This window comes from Lactimicrobium massiliense, from assembly GCF_900343155.1.
Taxonomy (GTDB): domain Bacteria; phylum Bacillota_I; class Bacilli_A; order Erysipelotrichales; family Erysipelotrichaceae; genus Bulleidia; species Bulleidia massiliensis.
The window spans coordinates 223321-242204 of the sequence record NZ_OUNG01000006.1; the positions used below are offsets into that span (position 1 = coordinate 223321).

The 18884-nt window shown below is 48.6% G+C and carries 16 protein-coding genes and 1 tRNA gene; 15 read left to right on the forward strand and 2 right to left on the reverse strand.

Features of this window, described 5'->3' with window-relative positions; translation table 11 throughout:
* Window positions 1–73: 73 nt before the first annotated feature.
* From DHU66_RS11695 to DHU66_RS11720, 6 genes are read left to right on the forward strand one after another with little or no spacing between them, the layout of a single operon-like run.
* On the forward strand, window positions 74–1348 hold the full coding sequence (locus DHU66_RS11695) for a patatin-like phospholipase family protein (protein WP_108776114.1): 1275 nt from the start codon (window positions 74–76) through the stop codon (window positions 1346–1348).
* Window positions 1345–1854, forward strand: a complete 510-nt coding sequence (locus DHU66_RS11700) for a dCTP deaminase/dUTPase family protein (protein ID WP_108776115.1) — start codon at window positions 1345–1347, stop codon at window positions 1852–1854. Before DHU66_RS11695 ends, DHU66_RS11700 begins: the two co-directional genes overlap by 4 nt.
* 9 nt (window positions 1855–1863) lie before the next feature.
* On the forward strand, window positions 1864–2721 hold the full coding sequence (map, locus tag DHU66_RS11705) for a type I methionyl aminopeptidase (RefSeq protein ID WP_108776116.1): 858 nt from the start codon (window positions 1864–1866) through the stop codon (window positions 2719–2721).
* Window positions 2702–3235, forward strand: coding sequence for a nitroreductase family protein (locus tag DHU66_RS11710; protein ID WP_108776117.1), 534 nt, complete (start codon window positions 2702–2704; stop codon window positions 3233–3235). The genes map and DHU66_RS11710 overlap by 20 nt, the downstream gene beginning before the upstream one ends.
* On the forward strand, window positions 3232–4866 hold the full coding sequence (locus DHU66_RS11715) for a putative manganese-dependent inorganic diphosphatase (RefSeq protein ID WP_108776118.1): 1635 nt from the start codon (window positions 3232–3234) through the stop codon (window positions 4864–4866). Before DHU66_RS11710 ends, DHU66_RS11715 begins: the two co-directional genes overlap by 4 nt.
* Before the next feature lies 1 nt (window position 4867).
* Complete coding sequence (locus tag DHU66_RS11720; protein ID WP_108776119.1) at window positions 4868–5791, forward strand: ribonuclease Z; 924 nt, start codon at window positions 4868–4870, stop codon at window positions 5789–5791.
* A 115-nt stretch (window positions 5792–5906) separates the two neighbouring features.
* On the opposite strand, the gene DHU66_RS11725 is transcribed toward DHU66_RS11720, so the two are convergent.
* Window positions 5907–5983: transfer RNA gene (locus DHU66_RS11725), tRNA-Arg, on the reverse strand.
* A gap of 44 nt (window positions 5984–6027) precedes the next feature.
* Between DHU66_RS11725 and DHU66_RS11730 the strand changes: the two genes are divergently transcribed.
* From DHU66_RS11730 to DHU66_RS11760, 7 genes are read left to right on the forward strand one after another with little or no spacing between them, the layout of a single operon-like run.
* Entirely contained in the window at window positions 6028–6840 is an 813-nt protein-coding gene (locus tag DHU66_RS11730) for an HAD family hydrolase (protein WP_108776120.1), read from the forward strand.
* Between the two features lie 13 nt (window positions 6841–6853).
* Window positions 6854–7762 (forward strand): patatin-like phospholipase family protein, encoded by a 909-nt coding sequence (locus DHU66_RS11735; RefSeq protein WP_108776121.1) that lies wholly within the window; start codon window positions 6854–6856, stop codon window positions 7760–7762.
* 15 nt (window positions 7763–7777) lie between these two features.
* Window positions 7778–9256: a TIGR02677 family protein gene (locus tag DHU66_RS11740; protein ID WP_108776122.1), complete on the forward strand. Its 1479-nt coding sequence runs from the start codon at window positions 7778–7780 to the stop codon at window positions 9254–9256.
* Window positions 9253–10440 carry a TIGR02678 family protein gene (locus tag DHU66_RS11745; protein WP_108776123.1) on the forward strand — a complete coding sequence of 396 codons (1188 nt, stop codon included), beginning with the start codon at window positions 9253–9255 and terminating at the stop codon, window positions 10438–10440. Before DHU66_RS11740 ends, DHU66_RS11745 begins: the two co-directional genes overlap by 4 nt.
* Before the next feature lie 6 nt (window positions 10441–10446).
* Window positions 10447–14514: a TIGR02680 family protein gene (locus tag DHU66_RS11750; RefSeq protein ID WP_108776124.1), complete on the forward strand. Its 4068-nt coding sequence runs from the start codon at window positions 10447–10449 to the stop codon at window positions 14512–14514.
* Complete coding sequence (locus DHU66_RS11755; RefSeq protein ID WP_167836380.1) at window positions 14507–15751, forward strand: TIGR02679 domain-containing protein; 1245 nt, start codon at window positions 14507–14509, stop codon at window positions 15749–15751. The genes DHU66_RS11750 and DHU66_RS11755 overlap by 8 nt, the downstream gene beginning before the upstream one ends.
* Entirely contained in the window at window positions 15748–16362 is a 615-nt protein-coding gene (locus DHU66_RS11760; protein ID WP_108776126.1) for a hypothetical protein, read from the forward strand. The genes DHU66_RS11755 and DHU66_RS11760 overlap by 4 nt, the downstream gene beginning before the upstream one ends.
* A gap of 26 nt (window positions 16363–16388) precedes the next feature.
* Here DHU66_RS11760 and pcp read toward each other — a convergent pair whose 3' ends face one another.
* Window positions 16389–17030 carry a pyroglutamyl-peptidase I gene (gene pcp, locus DHU66_RS11765; RefSeq protein WP_108776127.1) on the reverse strand — a complete coding sequence of 214 codons (642 nt, stop codon included), beginning with the start codon at window positions 17028–17030 and terminating at the stop codon, window positions 16389–16391.
* A 149-nt stretch (window positions 17031–17179) separates the two neighbouring features.
* Between pcp and DHU66_RS11770 the strand changes: the two genes are divergently transcribed.
* Window positions 17180–17884 carry a DUF969 domain-containing protein gene (locus DHU66_RS11770; protein WP_108776128.1) on the forward strand — a complete coding sequence of 235 codons (705 nt, stop codon included), beginning with the start codon at window positions 17180–17182 and terminating at the stop codon, window positions 17882–17884.
* Window positions 17881–18843 carry a DUF979 domain-containing protein gene (locus DHU66_RS11775; protein WP_108776129.1) on the forward strand — a complete coding sequence of 321 codons (963 nt, stop codon included), beginning with the start codon at window positions 17881–17883 and terminating at the stop codon, window positions 18841–18843. The genes DHU66_RS11770 and DHU66_RS11775 overlap by 4 nt, the downstream gene beginning before the upstream one ends.
* Window positions 18844–18884 lie beyond the last annotated feature (41 nt).

An 18884-nucleotide genomic window follows, 5' to 3' on the forward strand; every position in this document is an offset into this window, starting at 1 on the left:
GCAGGATGGAATCAGAAATGAGGGCACAGGATGCTAAAATGTCAGTGAGAGAATACAAGAAAGGACTGCAGATATGAAGAAAGCACTCGTAATGGCGGGCGGCGGCACCAGAGGCGCCTATCAGGCCGGCGCCATCAAAGCCCTGATTGAAATGGGACGGAATGACTGGAATATTGTGACCGGCACATCGGTCGGGGCCCTGAATGCATGCCTGGTCGTGCAGAAAGACTACGATAAACTGTTTGCCCTGTATGACAACCTGTCTGTGGATATGATCCTCAACGGCATGTCACCGGCAGACATGAACCTGCGCACAATCTTCAATGAACGCGATGCATTCATCAAGGAACTGCGCAAATATGTCAAGGACCAGGGACTGGATATTTCACCATTCCTGAGCCGCGTGCATGAACTGTACAATCCGGATAGATTCTTCTCTTCACCAATCGATTTTGGCTGCATCGCTGCCACAGCAAAAGGGCATGAAGGCGTTTATGTAACCAAAGACATGATGAAAGAACATGGCGAAGACTGGCTGGTCGCTACCGCTAGTGCCTACCCGGCTTTTCCAATGCGCAATATTGACGGCACTGACTATGTGGACGGCGGCTATTTTGATAACTGTCCGATCGACTTTGCATTGCGGTTAGGCGCAGATGAAGTACTGGTCATGGACCTCAACCATTCACCAAACCATCCCGGCTATGTTGGCAGGGCAAACATCCGCTACATGTTTCCCAAGAGTGAAACCGGTGACTTCCTGGACTTCTCCCGGGAACGTCTGAACCGTCTGTTCACACTTGGCTACAATGATGCCGGCAAAATGTTTGACCGCTATAAGGGATACAAGTATACATTCACACTGTATCACCGGCCGCATTTCTTTGACCGCTGGTATGTCAATGTCGAACTGCTGGAAGCACGCATCAAGCAGGCGGGTATGATCAATGACCGTCTGCGTTCAGATACCTTTATCACCGATACATTGAAAAGCAGGATGCAGCTGCCGTATCTCAAGCCGCAGAATTACTTTGAAGGCATGATGGACTTCCTGCTGGATCTGATCCAGGCTGAGGAAACAAAGGTGTATACACTGAAGGAAGCACGCAATCTGATCTTTGCATCATTTGCGGATTGTGCAAAAGAAGATTTTTCCTATAAGCCAAACGGATTCAGTCAGCTTGGCACGATGCTGGATCAGAAGGAAACCATCGCCCGGCTGCTGCATGCGGATTTTTATCCGGATCATGTCTTTGCCAATGAGAATACCGTTCTGACCCTGTATCCGTTTGAAAAGGCAGCTGCCGATTTTATCTATATGTGGATGAAGGAGTTTTCACAGGAATGAGACAGGCAGTAGGAAAATTCGAAAAGGTCAGTTTCGGCCAGTTTGTCAAAGGTGCAGAAAAAGCCGGCTTTACCGGTGATGTCCAGGCAGCATATGAAGCCATTGTATTGCCGGAAAGGGCAACCGCCGGTTCAGCAGGCTATGATTTCTGCATGCCGTATGATATCCGGATCGCCCCGGGGCAGAGTGTTCTGGTGGCGACCGGGATCCGTGTTAAAATGGATCCGGCCTACGTATTTCTGCTGTTTCCGCGCAGTTCGCTTGGCTTTAAATACAGACTGCGGCTCGATAACACGGTCGGAGTGATTGACAGTGACTATTATCAGGCTGACAATGAAGGCCACATCTTTGCCAGAATGACCAATGAATCTGATGGCAAGATGCTGGAACTGTCAGCAGGACAGGCCTTTATGCAGGGGATCTTTGTGCCATTTGGCATCAGCGAAGATGATGATGTCAGCACAAAGCGCACCGGCGGATTCGGCAGTACAGATAGAAAAGAGTGAGATATATCAATGACAGATGAGGAATTAAAAGAAAGTTATTTTAAGAGTGAACCAATTCCGGAACATATTCTGGAACATATGGAGCATTGCCGTCAGCAGCATATGGAAGTGCCGGATGAGAAGCTGATCAAGCGGCCTTCCCAGATTGCCGGCATCCGTGAAGCAGGCCGCATCAATACGCTGGTACTCGATGCCGTCGCAAAAGAGATTCATGACGGCATGAGCACCCAGGAGATCGATGATATTGTCGCCAAAGTGACCAAAGACAATGATGCCATCTGTGCATGCCTTGGCTTTGAGGGCTATCCGAAGAATGTCTGCACATCCATCAATGATGAAGTATGCCATGGCATCCCGGCCCGCCACCGCAAGATTCATGACGGCGATATTATCAACGTGGACTGCACGACAATCTATCATTCCTATTATGGCGATGCCAGCCGCATGTTCATGATCGGTAAGGTTTCTCCAGCAAGGGAAAGACTTGTTGCTGAGACAAAGAAGTGTCTTGAGATCGGCATGGAAGCAGCCAAGCCTTGGAACACCGTCGGTGATATCGGTGCTGCCATTGCCAAATATGCACATCATCAGGGATACAGCGTCGTCCGTGAACTGGGCGGACATGGCGTTGGCAACGGCTTCCATGAGGATCCGTTTGTTGCCCACATTGCCAAAGCCCACACCGGCATGGTGCTGGTACCGGGCATGGTGATCACGATTGAGCCAATGATCAATGCCGGCAAAGCCGCAGTTGTCATTGACCCCTATAACGACTGGACAATTTACACAAAGGATGGCAGCGATTCTGCACAGTGGGAACACACCATTCTGATTACGGAAACCGGCAATGAAATCCTCTCGTACTGAGATCTGTCTGGATCTGATCAGAAACCGCCGCAGCATCCGCCGCTTTCAGCCAGTCCCAGTCACATCACAGCAGCTGGCACTGCTGCAGGAAGCAGCCGAGCTTTCTCCCAGTGCCCGCAACGAGCAGCCGTGGTTCTTCTGTGCCATTGAAAATCAACAGATTATTCACCAGATCGAGCAGCTTCATGAACCAGCAGGAAACTGCTACAATGCGCCGCTGCTGTTATGTGCCTTTGCCGACAAAAAGGCATTGGAGCCAGTCAGGGATACAATCTTTGCCCTGGCAAATATCATGTATGCATGCGAAGCCATCGGACTTGGGTCATGCTACATCAACTTTGTCTCGGAAGTATTCAACTGCCCGGCCTATGACAAGCTGGCAGGAGCACTTGGTGTACCGGATGACTATTTTGCTGTTGGGGCTCTGGCTATCGGCGTACCGGATGAAAAACGGCCTGTTCCCACAAACCGCAAAAAGAATATCTTTTCCATCGTGCAGGAGGATGCACAATGAATGACAATATCTATGTAATCGGCCACAAACATCCTGATTCGGATTCCATCTGCGCTTCCCTGACGTACAGCAATCTGCTCAACCGGCTTGGCCATCATGCCATTGCCTGCCGGCAGGGACCGCTCAATGAAGAAACCAAGTTTATTCTGCGCCGTTTTCATCAGGAAAATCCGCTGTTATTGACAGATGCCAGAGCAATGCTGAAGGATATTGATCTGGATGCACCGACAATGATTCCCCACGATGCGACGGTGCATCATGCCTGGCACGTGATGCTGCGGACACAAAACCGCTCCCTGTATGTCACAGATGATCAGGGCGGCCTTGCCGGCATCTGTACAACCACGGATCTCTCCCGGGTTCGCATTCATCCGGAGGCAGATCTGGATTCTTTGATGAGCACATGTTCTTTGAAGAATATTGCCCATACAGTGGGCGGCACCATTGTGCTGGATATGCCTGATTTTCATTCCAATGGCAGAGTGCACATCATCACCCTGGAGGGCAGGGAAGCAAGTATGTATTCCCTTGCGGATGGTATCTGTGTACTGTCCAGCGGTGAAGACAAGCAGAAGATGGTCATTGAGGCAGGAGCAGCTTGTCTGGTCATCACCTGTGGGCAGAAGGTAAGCCAGGATGTCAGGAATCTTGCAGAGAAACACCATACTGCCATCATTGAAACCGATGCCGATACGATGAATACAGCAAGAGTCATCACCGAAAGCTACAGTGTCGAGCAGGTCATGACAACAAAGATCATCACTTTCCGTGATACAGAATACGTGGAAGATGTAGCTGCCAAGATGATGAATTCCAGAGTCCGCTCTTATCCGGTGCTCGATGAAAATGGAAAAGTCATCGGTGGCATTTCCCGCTACCATACCCGCAACTATCATCACCGTAATTTTGTTCTGGTTGACCATTCTGCACTGAACCAGACGATCAATCACATTGAAAACGCCAATTTGCTGGCGATCATCGACCATCACCACATCGGCGGCATCACGACTGATCATCCGATTCTCTACAGAAACCAGAAAGTAGGCTGTACATGCACGATCATTGCGTCCATGTATCAGGAAAACGGCATGCTGCCGGATCATGACATGGCTGGCCTGTTACTCTCGGCCATTCTGTCAGACACACTCCATTTCAAGAGTGCAACCACAACCGATCAGGACCGTTTTGCTGTATCCTGGCTGGCTCCGATTGCCGGCATTGATGATGTGCCTGCCTATGCAAGAGAAATGCTTGGTGCTTCAGTTGCTCTGAAGGATTCCACACCGCATGAGATCCTCAACCGTGACCTGAAGACCTACCAGATCGGCCGCTTTCAGTTTGCCATTGGCCAGACAAACTACTCCCACATGGAAGAAGTCCAGAAGATTCTGCCTGCCTTCAAGGAAAATCTGCAGAAGGAGCAGGCTGCCAATGGTCTTGATCTGATGGTCATGCTGTTTACGGATGTGATGGGTGAAGGCTCCTTGTTTGTCTACTATGGACCGCTGAGCTATGTACTCAGCGACATGCTGCAGACAACCTTTGATGCGCACAGCGGATTTGATGCCAACATCATCTCCCGCAAGCAGCAGCTGATGCCGCGCCTGTCGCAGATACTGAAAGGAATCTGACATGCTGGATGTATGTCTGTTGGGAACGGGTGGAACCGTTCCGCTGCCCCAGCGATGGCTGACATCGTGCCTGCTGCGGTGTGATGGCAAGATGATACTGATTGACTGTGGGGAAGGCACCCAGATTGCGCTGCATGGCATGGGCTTCTCCGTTAAGCATATCGATACGATCCTGCTGACCCATTATCATGCCGATCACACAGCCGGCCTGCCAGGTCTGCTGCTGTCCATGGCAAAGGCGGACCGCACCGATCCGATCACAATCTATGGACCAAAAGGTCTGCCGGATCTATTGCAGGGCATTTCCATGATTGCCCGCTATGTTCCTTTTCCCATCCATTATCATGAGATCAGAGAACGCCAGGAACAATTCAAAGAAGCAGGCCTGCAGATCACAGCATTTGCTGTGCGCCACTCTGTGCCATGCTATTCGTATCAGTTTATTCTCCGGCGCAGCCCGCGCTTTGATAAAGCCAAAGCGGAAAGCAACCATGTGCCGCTCAAAGCATGGAATCAGCTGCAGAAGGGGAATACGGTGGAAATGGACGGTGTCACCTATACCCCGGATATGGTCTGCGGCAAGGCAAGAAGGGGACTCAAAGTTGTCTACAGTACCGATACAAGGCCTGTAGAAGCACTTGAAACCTATTGCAGAGATGCGGATCTTTACATTGGGGAAGGTATGTATGGCGACCCCGAAAAAGCCGATAAAGCCAAACTCAACCAGCACAGCATGATGTATGAGACAGCTGCCATTGCCGCAAAGGCAAATGTCAGACAGCTCTGGCTGACCCATTATTCACCCAGCATGATAGATCCCGACCAGTATGCAGATCAGGTAAAGGCGATCTTCGCCAACACTGTCATTGCTCATGATGGCCAGCGCACAGATCTGAATTTTATTGATGAAGAGGAAGCACACTGAGTGCTTTTTCTTTTGAAAAGCAGAAAAACTGTGTGCGAATTGCGCGAAAAACTGTGCATAAACTATTTCACAAATGAAAAAACCGCTTTAATAAACGGTTTTCTTCAAATACTTATGGTGCGCCCGATGGGGCTCGAACCCACAACCTTTTGATTCGGAATCAAATACGCTATCCAGTTGCGCCACGGGCACGTAACGTTAAAATAATACCATTGAATGAAGGAGATTACAAAGCAATGAGAGAAAATGTTCGTAACATCCGGCTGATCGTATGTGACATTGATAATACCCTTTTACCTGCTGGTCATGATGCTTTGTCCAGATATACCGTCAAGGCTTTGCACAAGGCAATGGACAATGGCTATCAGCTGATGATCTGCACAGGCAGACATTATACGTTCATACCGCCGAGCTTCTTTGATGATCTGCCAATGGATATCATCGGCACGATCAATGGAGCCTGCCTGGTGGACCGGTCTGGCAAAGTCATTGATAAACACCCGATGTCTCTGGAAGATATGAATGCCATTACCAATCTGTGTATTGCCCATGACATCGGTCTTGGCTTCAAGTTTGAGGATGCCATCGTGACCTATGCCAACTATGACAAGTTCATGAAGGGTTATGTCCGCAACCCCAGAGAATGGAAACTGGTTATCAATGATGATGAGAAAAGAACACATCATCTGACTGCCGGTACACCGCTTGGTACATTTATCATTGGTGATGAATCTGTCATTGAGCCATTTTCCCACACACTGCCCGATCTGATCTTTGCCTGGTCGCAGCGGGATGGCTATGATGTCTTCTCACGCAATGTGACAAAAGCAACTGCCGTGCAGCGGGTACTGGATGATGAAGGCCTTTCGTGGGACAATGTACTGGCATTTGGTGATGCCGGCAATGATATTCCATTTATCGAAAAAGCAGGCATCGGCGTTGCCCTTGGCAATGCCAAGGATGGGGTAAAAGAACATGCTGATCTGAGTGCAGATCTTTGTGAGAACGATGGCGTTGCAAAGATGGTGGAACAGCTCGGCATCATCTGAAGGAGGATATGAGATGAAAGTTTACAGTGGACTGGATCAGCTGCCAAAGGGAAGGGCAGCCGGAGGTCTTTTTCATGGCTGCATGGTGCTGGAAGGCGGTGCCTGGCGCGGCCTGTATACCCAGGGGGCACTGGATGCCCTGATGGAAAACGGCATCAATATGGACTGCACGATTGGTGTTTCCGCCGGTGCCATGTCAGGTCTTGCCTACGTAAGCGGACAGATCGGCTTTTCCGGCAGGCTGAATCTGACCTATCGCAATGATCAGAATTATTGCGGTATCGGGGCAATGAAAAATGACCATGGCATCACCGGCTTCAGCTATGCATTTGATACACTGTTTCATCAGGGCGAGGGATTTGATCAGGCTGCCTTTGAAAATCCCGACAGAAGATTTGTCGCTGTTGCAACAAACCTGGAAACAGGAAAGCCAGTCTATTTTGAGAAGGGAAAATGTACAGATATCTTCAAGGCTGTACAGGCATCCGCAACGGTACCATATATCTCAAAACCTGTTGAAATCGATGGCGATCAGTATCTCGATGGCGGTCTCAGCGTGCGCGTCCCTTATGAATGGGCACTGGCCGAGGGTTATGAAAAGATCGTTGTCATCCGCACCCGTGACCGTGCATACCGCAAGAAGATTGCCGGTCCGCTTGCCATCAACAAGATGTACCGCAAACTGCCGGAAGCCGTCTATGATCTGGATGAACAGAATGCCAGATACAACATCTCATTGAATGGACTAGATCAGTTGGAAAGGTCAGGAAGAATCTTTGTGCTGGCACCAGAGAAGCCAATTACGATCCGCCGCTTTGAAAGCGATATGGACAAGCTTGGAGAATTGTACTGGCGCGGCTATCATGAAACAAAGGAAAGACTTTCTGATCTGCAGCAGTATTTGTCAGTAAAGCCGTATTAATGACAGGGAGAATACATGGAAGAACTGCACCGCATCAGTGAAACTGCTTATCTGACTGCTGATAACGCTGAACGCTATCGGGCGATTATGCGTGTTTTTTATCATGCTTATGAGCGTGTTGAAATCCGGCTGAATACGGATGATGTCATGCAGTTGCTCAAGACAGAATTCCCGGTCTACAATGATTTAAGCATCGATCAGCTGAAACTGGATCTGAATCAGCTCAGTGAATGGAAAAGCCTTGATGCCGTACAGGAGCCCCGAAATGTTTACACAATTGCGGAATACCGTAATAAGCAGTTTTCTTACTCCATGAGTGATGCAGCCATAGAGGTGGAAAGACTGACCGTGCGGCTGCAGAAACTGTCACTGAATTCCGCATCTTTAACTACGAATTATTTCAGGCGTATTGAGGAATCCCTGAGCCGGATGGATTCACTGGTTTCCGCTCCTTTAAAAGACGTGGACGCATGGTGGAATGATCTGATGATCAACTTCGAGGCAATGAGCCATAATGCCAATGATTATCTGCATGAATTCTATTCGGCCAAGAGTGAAAAGATTCTGAAAAGCATGGCGTTTCTCATGCATAAGGATCGCTTTATTTCCTATCTGCGTGATTTTATCATGGAATTGCAGAGTCATGCGTCGGCAATTGCCCGTCTGCTGCAGAGTATTGATGAGACGATCTGTCATCAGGTACTGCAACTGACCGTACAGAGTGAGCTGGATATTCCCAGACCAATGGAAGAGATGAATGACCATCTGGAACATGACCTGCATACGGAGATCTATCAGAAGTGGGACAGTCTGGAACGCTGGTTTCTGAGAAAAGACGGCCGTCAGCCGGAAGCCATGCATATTCTGGATATTACCAATGACATCATTCAGAAGATTATCCAGAATGCTGCATTGATTGTGCAACTGCAGAACTGGGGCATCAATCGCCGTAATGAATATGCCCGCTGGATCGGGATGTTTGATGCCTGCGATGATATGCTTCATGCCCATCAGCTTTCTGCAGTTCTGTTCGGGGCAATGCAGGTGCGCCATTTCAGCGTGGATCAGCAGCGCAGCACTGACAGCCTGTCAAGCGCTACGCAGGAAGAAGATCCCTTTGTCTATACGCTTTCTTCTCATTCCCGCACCTATAAACCCAGAATGGAACGGGCTGCCTACAGTACCAGTGAACTGCAGAAAGCAGCCAGAAGACAGGCCTATCTGGAAGAACTGGGGAGCAGGCGCAGGGAAGTCAGTAAATACATTCATCAGGGCAGACTGTCTTTTGCAGAAATCCATGATGTGATATCGCCGGAACTTCGGATGATGCTGTTAAGCTGGATCGCGCAGGCCAATATGACTGCCAGCAGAGTCGGCCGAACTGAATATGGCAGCCGCTATCGCCTTCAGAAAGAAGATGGACAATGCGTACTGCAGTGTCGTGATGGGAATCTTACCATGCCTTGCTATGTCATTGTGTTTGAGGATGAATGATGAACAGTTTGCAGATACTTTTGGACAAATTCTGGGTGGTTAAGGAAAAGGACAGAGACCTCTATTACAAGGTGAGGCGTGATGTTGATGCCATCCGCCGTTTTGCGGCTGATCTGCCGGGGTGGCGGCTTGTATGCAATGAACGTCTGATTCGTCTGGAAAAGATTCCTGCTCATCCGCAGAGCTTTATGGGCGTCACATCTTTTACAAGTAAACTGGATTATATGATGTTTTGTGCACTGCTGATCTTTCTGGAAGATCTGCAGGACAGACAGCCGTTTCTATTGTCTGAGCTGACCGACAATATTGAAGTGCATTTGAAGCCGTGGAGTGAAATAGACTGGACAAGCTTTTCGACCCGCCGCAGCCTGATCCGTGTCATGCAGTTTGCTGAAAATACCGGTCTTGTCATTCTACATGAAGGTTCTCTGGATGCCTTGAACGATTCCCGGAACACCGAAATGCTGTATGAAAATACGGGTATATCACGCTATTTTGCCGTGTATTATCCTTATGATACATCCTCTTTTAACACACCGGAAGATTATGAAAACCATGTGCAGGCCGGCTCTGATGCCAACCGGGGAAATGAGCGTGTCAAACGCATTTACCGCAATCTGCTGCTAAACCCGGCCGTCTATTGGCACAGCAATGATGATCAGGATGCCTTGTATCTGAAAAATTACCGGCGCAGTGTTGCCGCGAACCTGTATAACAACGTTACTTCCCGTCTTGATCTGCATCGTGGTGCTGCTTTCCTTGTAAATGACAATTCCGAAACCAGTTATGGTGTCCAGTTTCCGGATGGCTCCATGCGCAGTGATATTATCCTGCTGGTATGCAGTCAGCTGCGTGATCATGCCAGTATTGAAACGGATGGAACGGCACACATCTCAGAAAAAACTTTTTTATCAGTTGTCTCAGCCTGTGCCGACAAATACCGTGCTGCCTGGAGTAAAACCTATCGCGAAATGCCGAAAGAAAAGCTGGCAGATGATGTTCTGCAGGGCATGATGGACTGGATGATGGCAGAAAAAGAGGAAGGGAGAATCAGATTGCTGCCGGCGGTATGGAAATTCAATGGCCGCTATCCCTCTGACTTTCATCCTGAACAGGCAGTTGAGCAAAAGAAAAAAGGACGCAGAAAAAAGGAGGCAGAGGACAGGCAGACCTCCCTGTTCTAAAAAGATATGGAAGAAAACAGTGTGAACCGCTGGCAGATGAATCGGCTTGGCTTTGTCAATTTCTGGCTGTATGACAATCAGGTTTTCAATCTGGATCATGGCCACATTCTCCTGCGTGGACAGAATGGATCAGGAAAATCCATTACCACCCAGAGCTTTATCCCTTTTATTCTTGATGGCGACCGTACCCCAAGCCGCCTGGATCCTTTTGGCTCCAATGACCGCCGTATGGAGTACTATTTCCTTGGCGTCCATGACAAAGATGAATCAACAGGCTATCTGTATCTTGAATTTGTCAGACCGCAGACCAATGAATACCGTACCATTGGCATTGGCCAGCGGGCTGTACGTGGTCATCAGGGACTCTATTTCTGGGGGTTTGTTCTGATGGATGGCAGACGTATTGGTCAGCAGGGGTGCGAACTCTGTAAAAACCTTGGCGGCGGTACGTATGTTCCTTTATCCAAGCGGGAATGCAAAGAGATGATCGGTACCAATAACTTCTTCTGCGAGTCACAGAAGGAATACAAGGAAGCCGTTAACAAATATTTATTTGGCTTTGAACGCATCGATCAGTATGACCAGTTAACTTCTCTGCTGATCAAGATCCGCGGCTCAAAGCTGTCCAAAGAATTCAAACCATCCCGTGTTTATGACATCCTCAATGATTCTCTGCAGACATTGAGTGACAATGATCTTGCCCCTATGGTAACAGCAATGGAAAACATGGATAACATTGCTGCAAAGCTGGCGGATCTGCGCAATACGGCTGCTCAGCTGCGTTATATTCTGGAGGAATACAACCGTTACAATCGCTACATTGCTGCCCGCAAGGGACAGAACTATCTGCAGGCTCAAAACAGTCTGCAGCAGTATACAAGTACCATTGATGCACATCAGGAAAAAATCAAAGAATATACTTTGCAACAGCAGGAAAAGAACCAGAAGCTTGCAAGCATGGAAGAAGAGCTGAAAATCATCAATGACCGTCTTGCGGCATATCGTGAAACGGCCGGAGAGATTCAACGGGCGAGGGAACAGCGTGAAAATGACAGAAATGATGTCAGCAGCCTTCAGGCCGGGATTGAAAAACGCCATGAAAAGATTGATTCCCTGCAGGGAGAGATTCATCAGCTTGATAATGATATTCGCAGCAGCCGCTATGAAATTGACCGCATTGATGCACAGATGACTAAAACTTTGCAGCAGATGGATGAGCTTGACAAGGAGGTTCATTTCCCACACGCCGACATATTTCCCCAATTTGCAAATAGTGAAAAGGTTCGTGCTTTATATGAACAGGCACACAGGGAAATCATTGATCTGCAAAGACAGATTGAACAGATTCTTGCCAGACTGAAAGAAAAGGATCAGGCCTTTGCGCAGGCAGATGAAGCAGAAAAAAACTGGACAGATCTGCAGCAGGTTTATCAAAAGCAGACAAAAGCAGCGGTCCAGGCAGAAAATGACTGTGATCTTGCCCGTGATCAGCTGATTGAGGCATGGCATGAGGCTGCCCGGACGAATCAGGAATACCTGATCAGTGAGCAGTATCTGCAGCAGCTGCAGTCTTTGATACGCCAGTATGATGAAACAGATCTTCTCCGCTATCTTCAGCTGACCGGGCAGATCTATACAACTCAGGCAGGCATCCTGAACAAACAGGAAACAAGCCTGCAGGCAGATCTGAAAAATCAGAAAACCAGTCTGAAAAAATTACAGGATGAGCTTGAGGTTCTGCAGCAGCAGAAAGAAGCCGTTCCGCCCCGCCGGGATCAGGTTGTCCGCTCTCGCAGGAAGCTGCAGGAAGCCGGGATCGACTGCATTCCAATGTATGAAGCTATTGATTTTGCGATTGAGGATATCCATCGGCAGGCAATGCTGGAAAAGCAGCTGCAGGCAGCCGGACTGCTGGATGCTTTGATTGTGCCTCACGATCAGTATGAAAAGGCCGGACGTCTGGTTGAGGAAGATACCTTTATCAAAGCAGAAAGTCCTGGCGATCCATGCACTTTGTTTAACATCGCTGATACCGGGATGTCATCATCTCTGCGTCAGGAAACAGTCAGGGTGCTGTCCTGTATCTCACAGACAAACGGTCAGTTTATCGTTCGGGAAGACGGCTATTTCCGCAATGGCATTCTGGAAGGCAAGGTGCAGACAGATGACACGGATGAAGCCGTATACATCGGTGCAGCCAGACGCCGGCATGTCCATCAGATGCAGATTGAAGCAAAGCAGGCAGAGATTGATGCAGCAAAGCAAAAGTACAATGACATACTGAAGCAGCTTGATCAGCTTCATCAAAGACAAACCATTCTGCAGCAGGAAAAAGACCACGCTCCGGAGATTGATGATCTCAACACGGCCATTCGTACAGCAAAAGAAGCTGAAAAAGAAGTGTCACAGGCACGGATCCGAATGGATCAGGCAGATGATATCCGCCATCAGAAGCAGGATGCGTATAAGCGTATTGAACTGGAAGTGAATGCTTTGATGCGTCCGTATCCGTATGTACATACCGTCAGCGGCTATCAGAATGCCCTCGATGCATGCCGGAATTTCAGTGATGCTGCAGACAGCCTTCATATGGCCGCCACAGACCGTGCCAAGGAAGAAGAGAGAAGATCTCTTTTGCAGGCAAACAGTGAAAGCCGGCAGGAAATGCTTGACATTGAGCTTGACCATCAGGGGAAAGATCAGGCTGAAGTCAGAAGACTCATGGACAGGATCGAGACCCAGGATCGTATTCTGCAGGATCCTGATCGTCAGAAGGCAGCCCGTAAAATTGATGAATTATATCGTCATCAGGGTGAAATCAAGAAGGAAAGTGATGATACCGGCAAAGAGCTTGTCCGTCTGGAAGAATGGCTGAAAAATGAACGGCAGGCGCTGGCAGAAGCCAGTCTGCAGGTGGAGGATGCCAGAACAAAGTTTGATCTGGCCAGAAAATATTATCTAGAAGAGATGCGATTGAATCTGCTGGAAGATGAAAGAGAAATGGATGATGATACCATCCTGTCCCAGGCAGGCAGGATGGTCAGTTCTGTTGATAAGGCAGAACTGCAGCGTGAACCAGCTGAAGTCAATACCCGGCTGAGCAATTCCTTCAGCCGTCATATCGAAAATCTTTCCTCCACAGGTATCGAATCTGCCGAATGCTTTGGCCCGACGGAGCGTACAGACCTGATCCGCAGCCGTACCATTATTACCGCAGTGCTTGGTGCTATAAAAATGGATATTACGGACTTCAGCCGTGAAATTAAACAGGATATTGCTGAAAACGAGGAAATCATCCGGCAGAAGGACAGGGAACTGTTTGAAAACATTCTTTCCGATACGCTCAGCCGTAAACTGACGATGAAGATCTCTGAAAGCCGAACCTGGATCCGTGATATGTCCAAACTGATGAAAAACATGGATTCATCCATGGGCCTTTCCTTTTCACTGCGCTGGCTTCCCAGAACAAACCTGGAAGAAGGAGAACTGTCCGCTGATCAGTTGGAATCCATCCTGAGCCGTGATCATGCTTTACTGACAGAGGAAGATATTCAGAAGGTCGCAGACCATTTCCGCCATGATATTCAGGAAAGAAAGCAGGAAGCGGCTGATGCAGGCATTCCCATAAATTATCAGGAAATGGTTCGGGATGCGCTTGATTACCGCCAGTGGTTTGAATTCCGCATGATGTATACCCGTGTTAACGAACAACAAAAAGAGCTGACCGATCACGCATTCAATACATTTTCCGGTGGTGAAAAGGCAATGGCAATGTATATTCCTCTTTTTGCGGCGGTCAATGCCCAGTATCAGAAATCACTCCGCCCTGATCATCCCCGCCTCATAGCGCTTGATGAAGCGTTTGCCGGTGTTGATGACAAGAACATCAGCAGTATGTTCCATCTTGTCTCAGAACTGGACTTTGATTACATCATGAATTCCCAGTATCTATGGGGCTGCTATGAAACGGTCAGTGCACTGCGCATTGCCGAACTGCTGCGGCCTGAAAACGCAGATTACATCACCGTAATTTTCTACCACTGGAATGGCAGAAAGAAGGTGCTGGATGAATAATGATGCAGTAAATTACTTCCGCAGTCATCATGGCTTTGACAGAGCCATGGCACAGATGAAGGAGAAGTGGCAGTCCTATGGACAAAGCAGCGGCAGAGTTATCCTGAAAAAACCATCTGAAGAAGAACGTTATGATCTTGGCGGCTTTTTCGGGCAAACATTTCTGTCTGAAAAGGAAATTCGCTTTTCACTGTCCCAATTTGAATCTGCACTCCAGAAAACCAAGTACGTACCGCTTTCTTTATATGATCTTCTTTGCGGCTACTATCAGGAAGACCTGATTACCAACCGGACAAGAAAACAGCAGAAAAAGGAACAACAGCAGGCAGTCTATGAAGATACCCTGAGGAAGGTATCCTTCTGTCAGGATGCTTATCAGTGGTTGGAAGCAATGCCGATGGCTGCTTTCCGTACTGTCAGTAATCCACAGGTCTATGTATCCTGTGCCAGGGCACTTGCGCTTCTGCAGCAGCAGAAAAATGACATCCGGCTCTCTGTACTTGCCATGAATGCTCTAGGTGATCCCCACAGCCTTGATGCAGAAAACGAAACCGGGAAGACCTTCCTGCACCTGCTGCAGCACTGCCTGCATGATGAAACAGAAAAACTGAATGGTGAGACGAAGCTTGACCTGTATATACGCATGGGCATTCGTCCCGATGCCATTTCCAGCTTTACAACCATGCAGGGATTCCATCTGATGACAGTCGATGGATGCCATCCTGCTTATGAAGGATTTCTGCGGAAGCAGGAATACTATCTTGTATCCTTGTCACAGCTGCAAGGCATCACTTCCGTGATACCCGTGCATAAACCTATCTTTCTGCTGGAAAACCAGATGGTTTTCAGTGAGATTGCCTGCCGCCTGCCGCAGGCGTCCATGATCTGCACATCAGGACAAATGAAAACAGCTTCCCTGCTGGTGATCGATATGCTTGCAAAAGAAAAAGCTGAGATGTACTACAGCTCTGATCTTGATCCGGAAGGCGTACTGATGACAGAACGTCTGCTGCAGCGCCATCCTGATGTTATCCATGCCTGGCACATGGACGCATCAGATTATGAAAAATCGATTTCTGAAATTGAGATCTCAGAGCGCCGCCTGCATGAGCTGGACGGGATAAAAAGCCCATCACTGAAACAGGCATGCCAGTACATTCGGACAAAGAAGAGGGCAGGCTATCAGGAAAGACTGATCGATGATATGATTGATGACATGCAGAGGATGATGAAATGACGATGTCAAATGCATTTATGGGCGGTGTGTTCGGGGTGATCGGCATCCTGCTGTATATCGCTGCGCCATTCCTTTCCGAAGAGAAAAGGGCATATCAGTCAAGGCTGCTGGCAGAAGCATTGTTTGCCTTGATGTTCTTCTATCAGAGTGCTTTTGCAGGTACTGTATACTTCCTGATGATGCTGGCCAGTGCCCTGCTGCAGAAACAGATTGAACATAACAAATGGGTGTCAATCTGTTACGGTATTGCAGCATGTGTGCTTACGATTCTTTTCAATAACAGAGGAACTGCCGGTATTGTGCTGGCCCTGTCATTATTGCTTGTCTTTCTGCCGATCAATGAAGATAAGATGCTGACAACATCCAGCTATGTCGATCTGCTGATCGCTCTTGCACAACTGTACTACACCATTGCTGTACGGGCCTGGGCAGGCACTGCCTTCAGTATCCTGGAGATGATCATGGCCATTGCCGGTCTTGTCTCGGCAGTTCATCTGGTCAGAGGCGGGGGACTTGCGGCAGCTGCCAAAGAGCAGCGTGATTATCTGCAGAAAAAGGAAGCACAGAAAAAGCAGCGCAAGGCTGCTTCCAAAGCAAAGAAAATACATTAAATTCAGATCCCATCCGGGATCTTTTTTCAGCAGATCTTACCGCCGGTTTCCTTGATATCTGTCTCGTTTTTGACAATGGCTTCAATGGCCGCCGTCAAACCCTTGACGATATCGTCAAGACTCATCGAAGGCACACCGCGCTTGCCGACTGCCTGGCTTGTCATATACGGGATATGGACAAATCCGGACCGCTTGCCAGGATACTTGTGCTCACAGATATAGCGGACACCATACAAGACATGGTTGCAGATGAATGTGCCTGCTGTATCAGAAACAGATGCCGGAATACCAGCTGCATTGACAGCCTTGACCATTGCCTTGATCGGCAGCTTGGAGAAATAGGCATCCGGTCCATCCGCATAGATCGGCTCATCAATCGGCTGATTGCCTTCATTATCAGGAATACGGCAGTCATTGCAGTTGATGCCGACACGCTCAACCGTAATATCCGGCCTGCCGCCAGCCTGTCCTACCGACAGAATGACATCCGGATCACACTCCGCAATCTTGGCATCAATCTTTTCCAGGGATTTGTAAATAACCGTTGGAATCTCCAGCTTGATAATCTGGGCACCGGCAATCTCATCCGGCAGACGCTTGACAGATTCGATGGCAGGGTTGACTGGCTCGCCGCCAAATGGATCAAATCCAGTTACAAGAATTTTCATAAAATACACCTCCACATGAAATTATAGCGCAAATAAGACTTTACAATTCTTTGAAAGCCTGAAACAAGATGCTATATTATTCTTATCAGTGCTTTCATTTTCGTAAATTCGTTTTATTTTTACGAAAATGATTGGAAAGGGGATAAATTATGGGTCTTTTAAAACTGATCGGTGTTCTCATCGTCATTATTGGCTTTGCCCTGCGGTGGGACACAATTGCTACGGTTGTGGCTGCTGGCATTGCGACAGGTCTTGTTGCAGTGGCAGAAGGCTCCATGACCTTCATGGGAATTTTTGAAACATTCGGAAGTTCCTTCATCACCAACCGTACAGCAACACTGTTTGCTTTGACAGTTGGCGTCATTGGTATCTGTGAGCGGTATGGTCTGCGTGACAAAGCAAAGGATTTCATCAAGAAGATGAAGTCTATGACCGTAGGCAGACTGCTGGCAGTATGGACCGTCATCCGTACATTGTCTGCAGCTTTCTCACTGCGTCTGGGCGGCCATGTACAGTTCATCCGTCCGATCATTCTCCCGATGTCCGAAGGTGCCATTGCCAACCGCTATGGTGACCAGGTACTCGAAGATGATGCAGAGGAGGACCGCCTCAAAGGTATTGCGGCTGGTACTGAAAACTTCGGCAACTTCTATGGTCAGAACTGCTTCATGGGCGCTTCCGGCACACTGCTGATCGTCAACACACTGACAACGCAGGGGCTGAACGTGGATGCGCTGCAGATTGCCATCAATTCCTGGCCGATTGCGATTATCTGCATGGTTGTTTGCGCCGGCTATTATCTGTGGTATGACAAGTCACTCGATAAGAAATATGCAAAGGAGGCAGGAAAATGATTCAACAGGCAATTACACTGGTTCCTGCTGAGATCTCAGCAAAATATAATCCTGTTCTGCAGGAAATCTTCTATATCATCATTGGTTTGATCTTCATCAGCAATGGTGTCAAGGCATTCCGTGACACATCCGTCAAAAAGCATACAACAACCGGTATCTTCTGGTGCATCATGGGTGTCTGCTTCATCGTAGGACCGTATGTACCGCCAGCCCTGATCGGCTTCCTGCTTGTCGCTACAGCTGTCATCACAGCCACAGGCGGCGTCGTAGAAACACACAACGATGTGCCAACCCGTGAAGAAACACGTGCCAATGCCGACAAGGTCGGATACAAGGTATTCATTCCGGCATTGATCCTGGCTCTGGTATCTGTGGTGCTTTCCTTCCTTGGCATCGTCTCTGCCAATAACTCCATTGGTGTCTCGGCTGTCTGCGGTGTCATTGCTGTTCTGGCCATTACAAAAGCACCGGCAAAGTCCATCATCACCGAAGGCAACAGACTGCTGGACAACATGGGAGCCGTGGCATTCCTGCCGCAGCTGCTGTCTGCCCTTGGCGCACTGTTTACCGCAGCTGGTGTAGGTGATGTCATTGCCAGCGGTGTCGCTGCCATCATTCCAGCCCATGCCCATCTGATTGCCTGCATCGTCTACTGCGTTGGCATGGCATTATTCACCATGATCATGGGCAATGGCTTTGCAGCATTCTCTGTCATCACCGTCGGTATCGGTATTCCTTTCCTGATCAACGAGGGCGCAAACCCGGCTGTGGTTGGTGCACTTGGACTGACAGCAGGCTATTGCGGTACATTGATGACACCGATGGCTGCCAACTTCAACATCATGCCGGCGGCACTGCTGGAAACCAAAAACAAGTATGCCATTATCAAGTCACAGATTCCGGTTGCTCTGATCATGCTGGCAGCACACATTCTGCTGATGTATTTCTGGGCATTCTGAAAACTCATTCTGGCAGTGGAGAAATCCACTGCTTTTTTTCA

Bases quoted from the DNA above. Each gene is read 5' to 3' on its own strand.
- DHU66_RS11695 (WP_108776114.1), top strand. From the start codon at position 74: ATGAAGAAAGCACTCGTAATGGCGGGCGGCGGCACCAGAGGCGCCTAT.
- DHU66_RS11700 (WP_108776115.1), top strand. From the start codon at position 1,345: ATGAGACAGGCAGTAGGAAAATTCGAAAAGGTCAGTTTCGGCCAGTTT.
- map (WP_108776116.1), top strand. From the start codon at position 1,864: ATGACAGATGAGGAATTAAAAGAAAGTTATTTTAAGAGTGAACCAATT.
- DHU66_RS11710 (WP_108776117.1), top strand. From the start codon at position 2,702: ATGAAATCCTCTCGTACTGAGATCTGTCTGGATCTGATCAGAAACCGC.
- DHU66_RS11715 (WP_108776118.1), top strand. From the start codon at position 3,232: ATGAATGACAATATCTATGTAATCGGCCACAAACATCCTGATTCGGAT.
- DHU66_RS11720 (WP_108776119.1), top strand. From the start codon at position 4,868: ATGCTGGATGTATGTCTGTTGGGAACGGGTGGAACCGTTCCGCTGCCC.
- DHU66_RS11730 (WP_108776120.1), top strand. From the start codon at position 6,028: ATGAGAGAAAATGTTCGTAACATCCGGCTGATCGTATGTGACATTGAT.
- DHU66_RS11735 (WP_108776121.1), top strand. From the start codon at position 6,854: ATGAAAGTTTACAGTGGACTGGATCAGCTGCCAAAGGGAAGGGCAGCC.
- DHU66_RS11740 (WP_108776122.1), top strand. From the start codon at position 7,778: ATGGAAGAACTGCACCGCATCAGTGAAACTGCTTATCTGACTGCTGAT.
- DHU66_RS11745 (WP_108776123.1), top strand. From the start codon at position 9,253: ATGATGAACAGTTTGCAGATACTTTTGGACAAATTCTGGGTGGTTAAG.
- DHU66_RS11750 (WP_108776124.1), top strand. From the start codon at position 10,447: ATGGAAGAAAACAGTGTGAACCGCTGGCAGATGAATCGGCTTGGCTTT.
- DHU66_RS11755 (WP_167836380.1), top strand. From the start codon at position 14,507: ATGAATAATGATGCAGTAAATTACTTCCGCAGTCATCATGGCTTTGAC.
- DHU66_RS11760 (WP_108776126.1), top strand. From the start codon at position 15,748: ATGACGATGTCAAATGCATTTATGGGCGGTGTGTTCGGGGTGATCGGC.
- pcp (WP_108776127.1), bottom strand. From the start codon at position 17,030: ATGAAAATTCTTGTAACTGGATTTGATCCATTTGGCGGCGAGCCAGTC.
- DHU66_RS11770 (WP_108776128.1), top strand. From the start codon at position 17,180: ATGGGTCTTTTAAAACTGATCGGTGTTCTCATCGTCATTATTGGCTTT.
- DHU66_RS11775 (WP_108776129.1), top strand. From the start codon at position 17,881: ATGATTCAACAGGCAATTACACTGGTTCCTGCTGAGATCTCAGCAAAA.